Below are 7,058 nucleotides of genomic sequence, written 5' to 3'. Positions count from 1 at the left end.
GGTCGACCCGAACCGCCCCGGCATCGACCGGCCGCGACCACGCCGACGCCGCTCCATAAAGCTCCCGGTATTCCTCCGGGCCCACAACCGACGCCGCACACAGAAGACGGTCGTGAAAACGCTGGCGTTTCAAAGAGGCAGAACAGTCAGCCGCTTATGTTTTCCGGCAGATGCCAGTGGAGATATGGGCATATTGAGAAACACGGCGTTCCGCCGTGCGGAGTTGCTGAGCCTGCAGCGCGCGAATAATCCTGTTAACCAGGCCAGGCTTCCTGCTCGTACCGAAAAACGAAGCGTCTGAATTCGTATGACGCACTGAGAGTGACATTGCCATGTGAGGCCCCCGAACCTGAGCTTTTGAAGGCTCTATACGGGGTGCGGCGCAGCATTTGAATTGCTGCACCGCAAAAACAGATATGCAAAGCCAGCATGACTTGCCACCCGCGACAGGTGCAGGGGCTCGGGGGCATCCGCAGGGCCCATCTCTCCATTATGCCGCCGCGTGTCAGCCCATGCTCAATTCCGTCTGAGGCCTGCCATCCCTTCCAGAACAGTGCAGACGGAGGCCGTATCTTGGGTCTCCTGCCCATTTGCCAGCGCGGCGCGATAGACGGATTCCGTCGCCGTGAAAAGCGGAGTAGGGCATCCGAGTTGACGTGCGAACTCGTCGATGACTCGCATGTCCTTCTGCCAAAGACCGATCGTCATGGTCGCCGGCTCGTAGCGCTGTTCCGCCATTAGAGGGGCACGCAATTCGAAGATGCGGGAGTTTCCTGCTCCAGATGAAACGAGCTCGATGATTTGCTGAGGGGGGAGACCCGCCTTCATGCCGAGCACCATCGCTTCCGCGCTCGCGACATTGTTGATGGCGACCAGCAGGTTCGCGACGAATTTCATCTTCGTGCCGTTGCCGAACGGGCCGACATTGTGCACGAGGCGGCTGAAGTCCATGAAGATCTCATGGAGCGCCGCGATCCGCTCGGCATCGCCGCTGGCATAGACCACCAGATCCCGTGTAGCGGCCTGGGCTCCGGTCCCACTCAAGGGGCAGTCGAGCATCACATGACCTGCCGACCGTAGAGCAGCCTCAGCCTTACTCTTGTCCTCCAGCGTCAGCGTGCTCAACTCGGCAATCACCCGGCCCTTCGACGCATCATTCGCAAGCTCGGCCACAGTGCTGTGCAGCGCAGCTGGGCTGGGCAGGCTCGTCAGAATCGTCTCGGCCTGACGAGCCACCGCAGTGGGGCTGTCCATGACCTGCACCCCGGCAGCCTCCGCTTCGCGGATCCTTTGCTCGCTCACGTCGTAGCCGAACACCCTCCAGCCACGTTCCGCCAGATTGCGGGCGACTGCGCCGCCCATCGTTCCAAGGCCGATGACACCGACCTGGCCCTTGTTCTCAGCCATCGTCTCTCGCTCAATATCAATGATAGGGGCACCGGCCGCTCGGCCGTGGCCGACGGATCGTGGGTTTAAGGTCAGCTGGCTTCGCGAATATCCTGTTCGGCCATCCGGCGAGGCATCTTCACGACGACCTTGATGGCATCCTCCACGCGGTCGCGCGCGTAGCGAAGCGCGGTCGGCAGATCCTCCATCATGAAGGTGTGGGTGTGGATCTTCGTTGCGTCGAACCGCTTGGCAGCCATGAAGGCCTGTGCCCGGTGCGTTGCGCTGCGACCTTCGCCTCGGATGCCGTAGATGTAGATATTGTTGCGGACCAGATGAGCCACGTCGATGAGGGCCGGATCATGCGGGAAGGCCGCCAGGCACATCTTGCCGCCGCGATTGAGCATGCGTCCCGCTTCGTTGATGGCGTTGGGGGCACCCGAACATTCGATCACGTAGTCCACGCCCTTGCCGCCATTGAGCCGCCGCACGGCCTCGACTGGGTCCTCACGGGTAACGTTGACCACATGGTCCGCGCCGAGCTCGAGGCCGGTCTTGAGGCGATTGTCGCGAGTGCCCGTGAGGATGACGGGCGACGCGCCAAGTGCTTTGGCCACGGCGGCCCCGAGAAGACCGATGGGGCCGGGGCCGATCACCACGACGCTTTCGCCGGCGACGAGGCCGCCGAGTTCGGTCAGTCCATACATGGACGTGCCCGCGGTGACGACCAAGGTCGCTTCCTCGTCGCTCATGTCGTCGGAAATCTTGATGAGCGTGTTGATGTTGTTCACGGCAAACTCGGCAAAGCCGCCATCGGAGGTGAAGCCGTTCGCCCTGTGTCCCTTGTCGACGTCCCCGTAGTTGAGGCCGTAGTTCAGGCACGAGGTGTACATGCCCATCCGGCAGCGTTTGCACTGGCCGCAGCCGGCATGGATCTCTACCGTAACCCGGTCGCCGATCGCGAACTCGTCCACCCCGGGCCCGAGGGCGGCAACGGTTCCCATATACTCGTGGCCGGGCGTGAAGTTCTTGTTGAAGGGCTGGCCGCCCTGGATCATTGCCGGCGGGCCGCTGCTGATCACGTCGAGATCGGTCGCGCAGATGGCAATCGCATCCACCCGCACCAGAACCTCGGCCTTCTTCGGGACCGGCACCTTCTTTTCGACGAGCCGGAGTTCGTTGGGATCACCGAGGATCCAGGCCTTCATGGTGTCAGGAACCGGCAGGCTCGGATCGGTCTTCACGCCAGGATGCGCATACATGATCAGCTTCCAATATCGGACAGAGGTGGATCAGGCGGCCTGAAGGCGGATGCCTTCGGGCACGGGCAGCGGTTGGTTGGCGCTCTGCTTGAACTCCACGGTGGTGAAGAGGAGTTCCGTGTCGCCGATGTTCTCAACGCTGTGCAGGAGATATTCCCCGGCGCCGTAATTCATGTGCTTCGTGTCGCCCGGAAAGTGCTTCACGTCGACGATGCGGCCGTCCTCGAAATAGCCTCGAGCGGTTCCATAGGTGTGACATGTCCAGAAATAATCGAGGACATGCCGATGGAAAGCGCAGCGCTTGCCGGGCGGCAGGCGCAGGTGCCACACGCGCACGCGGTCCGTCTCGGACACCAGCACGCTTCCGACGCAGCCATTGAAGCGGTTCGCTTCGATGTCGTCCTGGAGTTCCTTGGGCCAATGGGAGCGGGGATTCTCGGTATTCGACATGTCGTTCTCCATCTGGAGCATGATGAAATCAGGGAATGAGGATGCTCGATCCGCTCGTGCGGCCGCTCTCGAGATCCTGGTGAGCCCTGGCAGCCTCTGAGAGGGGATACCGCTGCCCGATCTCGGGCTTGAGGACGCCCTTCGCCACCAGGTCGAAAACGGCCGTTGCGGAGGCTGCGTAATCCTCCGGAGAACTGGCGTAGTGAACCAGGGTCGGGCGCGTGAAATAGAGCGAGCCTTTCTTCTGAAGAAGGCTTGCTTCCACTGGCGGGGGCGGACCTGACGTCGCGCCGAACGAGACGAAGATGCCCCGTGGCGCCAGACAGTCGATCGAGATGTCGAAGGTGGCTTTTCCCACCGAGTCGAAGACGACTGGCACGCCTCTTCCACCGGTCATCTCCTTCACCCGCGCCAGAATGTCCTCGCTGTTGCGGTCGATGACGGCGAAGTAGCCGTTGGCCAGCGCACGCTCGCATTTCTCCCGGCCGGCCGCGACTCCGATCAGGCGGATCCCGAGATGCTTCGCCCACTGTCCGGCCAGAAGGCCGACACCGCCGGCTGCCGCATACATGAGGGCGAAATCACCCGACCTGAGATTGACGCAGCGGTTGAGAAGATACTCGACCGTCATTCCCTTCAGGAGAGCGGCCGCGGCCGACTCGTCGGGGACGCCGTCTGGAATCTTGACGAGTCGTGCCGTCGTAAGAATGCGGCGGTCCGCATAGGCACCAGGCTCTCCACCCTGATATGCGACCCGGTCTCCTTCGCGAAAGCCGGTCACGTCGGGTCCTAAGGCCTCGATGATGCCTGCCGCCTCGCTGCCACATCCGCTAGGCAGGGGGAGGGGGTACGCCCCGGAGCGATGGTAGACGTCGAGGAAGTTCAAGCCGCAGGCCGTTTGCCGAATGAGGACCTGTCCGGAACCCGGAGAGCCGATCTCCACTTCCTTGAGCTGGAGAACGTCAGGGCTGCCTTGGGTGTCCATACGGATTGCGTGGGCTATCACTCTTTCAGCTCCGATTTCAGGCGATGACGGATAGGTTTTCGAGAGTGTCGAGCACCCGCCGCCGCGAACTCTCGATATGATCTCGCGCAAGGGCTACGGCCTGTCTCTTGTCGCGCTTCTGGATTGCGTCGATGATGGCGCCATGCTCCGCAACGAAGTCGTCGAGACTGAGTTCGCTGCTGCTCGTCACGCTCACATAGGTCAGCCGTTCATACTGCTCGATCGCTTCGCAGCCGGCGCGTCCCAGGCGCGAATTTCCGCAATTGGCAGCGATGAAGCCATGAAAGGCGCTGTTGTACTCGATCCACTCCGGAAGACCGACGGAGGGAGGCAGGCTGCGGAATGTGTCGAGCTCGGCAAGCGTCTCGTTCGAGGCTGCCTCGATCAACCGAACGATGCTCTCGCGCTCTAAGATCTGTCGCATCTCGTAGAGCTCGCGTGCGTCCGTGAGGGAGATGCGCTTCACGCGGTAGCCGCGTCGCGGCATCACCTCGACGAGATTCTGCTCCTCGAGTTTCAGCAGGGCATCGCGGATGGGGGATTTGCTGACCTGATACTGCTCGGCCAGCTGGCGCTCCTGGATCTGTGCGCCCGGGCGGAGGGCGCATGACAGGATCGCCGCGCGGAGCCTCTGGTAAACACTGGTCCTTACGAGCAAGGGAGTCTCGTCTGCTCCTTCGAGCACAGGGCTATCCTTCTCTGAAAATACCAAAGCGGCCTAGTTCTCCAAACTGATATTTCAGATTCGTCGCATGCGTCAATCCCAAAGCCGGTTCTGCCTTACTATTGGGGCGCATCCCAGCTCGATCTTGGGGTGTTGACATGAAAGAGGCAACAGGTGGAATATCAGCTTGGTTCCTCAAAGGAGGCCAAGGCAACATGAGAATGCCTTCGTTGCGACAGAGCACCTTGCTTCGTCCCGTTTCGGCTCCGCGCGCCTGCTGCTGGTTTGGACACGCGCGGCCACCTCCTAGCCTCCACCAATGAAGATACCTTGGCCTTTGAACCGAGCACCGACCGAAACCCATAATGCGGCAGCAACTACATTCCTGTCGCCATCAGAAAAAATAATAAAAATGATCAAGAATGATTATTTCTTGACGACACGTGAGTACGCTTAGGCTTCCCTTATGGAAGGAATGAAGCGAAGGTCGGGATGAGTATCTGAGCCGATCCAGGCTCCATGCCTCGCTACGCCAAACGAGGAGTTTCGAACCGTCGTCGAACCGCACCTGCAAGCACCAACGAAGTGCGATTTCTGGGAGGAGATCGAAGTCAAATGAAAAGCGCCATCCAATTCTCAGCTGCCGCATTGGCGGCTCTCACGATCGGGTTCAGCACATCCGCCGAAGCCGAGACGATCCGGTTGCGCATCGCGTCGGGTCACCCTGCCGTCAACACCTACGTCAATCTGATGCAGACCTTCTTCGTCCCGGAGGTTACGAAGCGGGTCGCCGAGCGCACGAACCACAAGATCGAGTTCATCGAGGGATATGGCGGCTCGATGGTCAAGGTGGCTGATACGCTCGAAGGCGTTCAGTCGGGTATCATCGACATCGGTGGCTACTGCCTCTGCTTCGAGCCGTCGAACCTGCCGCTGCACGCATTCCAGGTCATGCTTCCCTTCGGCACTATGAGCGCCGAGAAGAGCGTCAAGCTCGCACGGGCGGTCTATGACAAGGTGCCCTACATGACCAAGGTCTTCGAAGAGAAGTATGGTCAGAAGCATCTCGCTGCCATTGCGGACAACGGCTACAATCTCACCACGACATTCGACTGGAACAAGGTCGCCGATCTCAAGGGGCAGAAGCTGGCTGGCGCCGGCTTGAACCTGAAATGGCTCGAATTCGCCGGCGCCGTTCCCGTGCAGTCTTCATTGCCTGAAGCCTACACGGCCATGCAGACCGGCGTTTACAACGGCTGGATCATGTTCCCGTCCGGCGTCGTGAACTTCAAGATGTATGAAGTGTCTCCGTACTACACGGAGATCGGCTTCGGCTCCATCACCTGGCACGCGCTCACCATGAACCGGAACCGCTTCAACCGCCTGCCGAAGGAGGTTCAGGACATCATCGTCGAGGTGGCTCGCGAATACGAGGCCAAGACAGGTACGGTCAACGACGCGAACTACCCGAAGCAGATCGAGCAGCTGAAAGAGCTCGGGGCCAAGGTGAAATCGCTCCCTGACGACGTCCGCATCGATTGGGCTAACTCTCTCAAGGATTGGCCGAAGGAAAAGGCTGCGGAGCTCGACAAGGCAGGGCTTCCCGGCACCCAGGTTCTAGAGCTCGCCCTCGAGGAGGCGGAAAAGCTCGGGCATAAATGGCCGGTTCGCTACCAAGTGAAGTGACGCCTGAGACGTAGACTCCGACCGCCCGGGGCAGGCCTACCGCGTCCCGGGCGTCTTTCGCGTATTTCGGCCCACAGGTGTTTCGATGGTTGGCAAAGGTCTCGACTGGATCTCCAAAGCCCTGCTCGTCCTGGCTTCTCTTCTCGCCTTTCTACTTTCTTTCGTAGTCGTCGCGGATGTCGTAGGGCGTGTGGCGTTCAACAGCCCTCTCAAGGGAACGCCTGAGCTCGTCTCCAGCTCGATTGTCATCATCTGCTACCTGCAGGCGGTCTACGCGATCCTCAGCGGCGGCATGATGCAGGTGGATGCCCTTACCGCACACCTTCCCGTCCGAATCCGCGCAGCCCTCGGCATCGCCTCATGCATTCTGGGCATCGCACTCTTCGGAATTATCTTCTGGGGCAGCATCGACGGGTTTTCCCATGCTTTCGAAAGCGGTGAGTACGAGGGGGAGGGCGCCTTGCGGGTCCCCATGTGGCCGGTCCGCCTCGCCGTCCTCGTAGGGAGCGGGCTGGCCGCTGTTGCCTACATTCTGTTGGCGGCTCGCCAGGTCAGCGCTGCCCGACGCAACGAGACTCTTGTCACCGGCACCTCACATTGAACG

The 7,058-nt window shown here is 60.8% G+C and carries 8 protein-coding genes; 3 read left to right on the top strand and 5 right to left on the bottom strand.

Annotated features, from left to right (window positions below; translation table 11 throughout):
* On the top strand, positions 1-301 hold a 301-nt coding region (locus LGR44_RS19940; RefSeq protein ID WP_226742469.1), incomplete at its 5' end, for a hypothetical protein.
* A 215-nt stretch (positions 302-516) separates the two neighbouring features.
* Here the strand turns inward: LGR44_RS19940 and LGR44_RS19935 are convergent.
* The 5 genes from LGR44_RS19935 to LGR44_RS19915 form a co-directional block, all read right to left on the bottom strand.
* Positions 517-1,407 (bottom strand): NAD(P)-dependent oxidoreductase, encoded by an 891-nt coding sequence (locus LGR44_RS19935; RefSeq protein ID WP_226742468.1) that lies wholly within the window; start codon positions 1,405-1,407, stop codon positions 517-519.
* A gap of 71 nt (positions 1,408-1,478) precedes the next feature.
* Positions 1,479-2,648, bottom strand: a complete 1,170-nt coding sequence (locus LGR44_RS19930; protein ID WP_226742467.1) for a zinc-dependent alcohol dehydrogenase — start codon at positions 2,646-2,648, stop codon at positions 1,479-1,481.
* A 30-nt stretch (positions 2,649-2,678) separates the two neighbouring features.
* On the bottom strand, positions 2,679-3,098 hold the full coding sequence (locus LGR44_RS19925; RefSeq protein ID WP_226742466.1) for a cupin domain-containing protein: 420 nt from the start codon (positions 3,096-3,098) through the stop codon (positions 2,679-2,681).
* A 28-nt stretch (positions 3,099-3,126) separates the two neighbouring features.
* Positions 3,127-4,101, bottom strand: a complete 975-nt coding sequence (locus LGR44_RS19920) for a quinone oxidoreductase family protein (RefSeq protein WP_226742473.1) — start codon at positions 4,099-4,101, stop codon at positions 3,127-3,129.
* 19 nt (positions 4,102-4,120) lie between these two features.
* The gene (locus tag LGR44_RS19915; protein WP_226742465.1) at positions 4,121-4,762 is read right to left on the bottom strand and encodes a GntR family transcriptional regulator; all 642 of its coding nucleotides are present in this window, start codon (positions 4,760-4,762) and stop codon (positions 4,121-4,123) included.
* Positions 4,763-5,383: 621 nt separating this feature from the next.
* Between LGR44_RS19915 and LGR44_RS19910 the strand changes: the two genes are divergently transcribed.
* Both LGR44_RS19910 and LGR44_RS19905 read left to right on the top strand, forming a co-directional pair.
* A complete protein-coding gene (locus LGR44_RS19910; RefSeq protein ID WP_226742464.1) occupies positions 5,384-6,454 on the top strand; it encodes a C4-dicarboxylate TRAP transporter substrate-binding protein in 1,071 nt (356 codons plus the stop codon).
* Between the two features lie 85 nt (positions 6,455-6,539).
* The gene (locus LGR44_RS19905; protein ID WP_226742463.1) at positions 6,540-7,055 is read left to right on the top strand and encodes a TRAP transporter small permease; all 516 of its coding nucleotides are present in this window, start codon (positions 6,540-6,542) and stop codon (positions 7,053-7,055) included.
* Positions 7,056-7,058 lie beyond the last annotated feature (3 nt).

Origin of the sequence: Microvirga lenta, from assembly GCF_020532555.1 — a bacterium.
Taxonomy (GTDB): Bacteria; Pseudomonadota; Alphaproteobacteria; order Rhizobiales; family Beijerinckiaceae; genus Microvirga; species Microvirga lenta.
The sequence above is the reverse complement of the archived record's forward strand: the minus strand, read 5'-3'. Positions and strand labels throughout refer to the sequence as shown.

Coding starts and splice junctions, on each gene's coding strand:
- LGR44_RS19935 (WP_226742468.1), bottom strand. CDS start 1,407: ATGGCTGAGAACAAGGGCCAGGTCGGTGTCATCGGCCTTGGAACGATG.
- LGR44_RS19930 (WP_226742467.1), bottom strand. CDS start 2,648: ATGTATGCGCATCCTGGCGTGAAGACCGATCCGAGCCTGCCGGTTCCT.
- LGR44_RS19925 (WP_226742466.1), bottom strand. CDS start 3,098: ATGTCGAATACCGAGAATCCCCGCTCCCATTGGCCCAAGGAACTCCAG.
- LGR44_RS19910 (WP_226742464.1), top strand. CDS start 5,384: ATGAAAAGCGCCATCCAATTCTCAGCTGCCGCATTGGCGGCTCTCACG.
- LGR44_RS19905 (WP_226742463.1), top strand. CDS start 6,540: ATGGTTGGCAAAGGTCTCGACTGGATCTCCAAAGCCCTGCTCGTCCTG.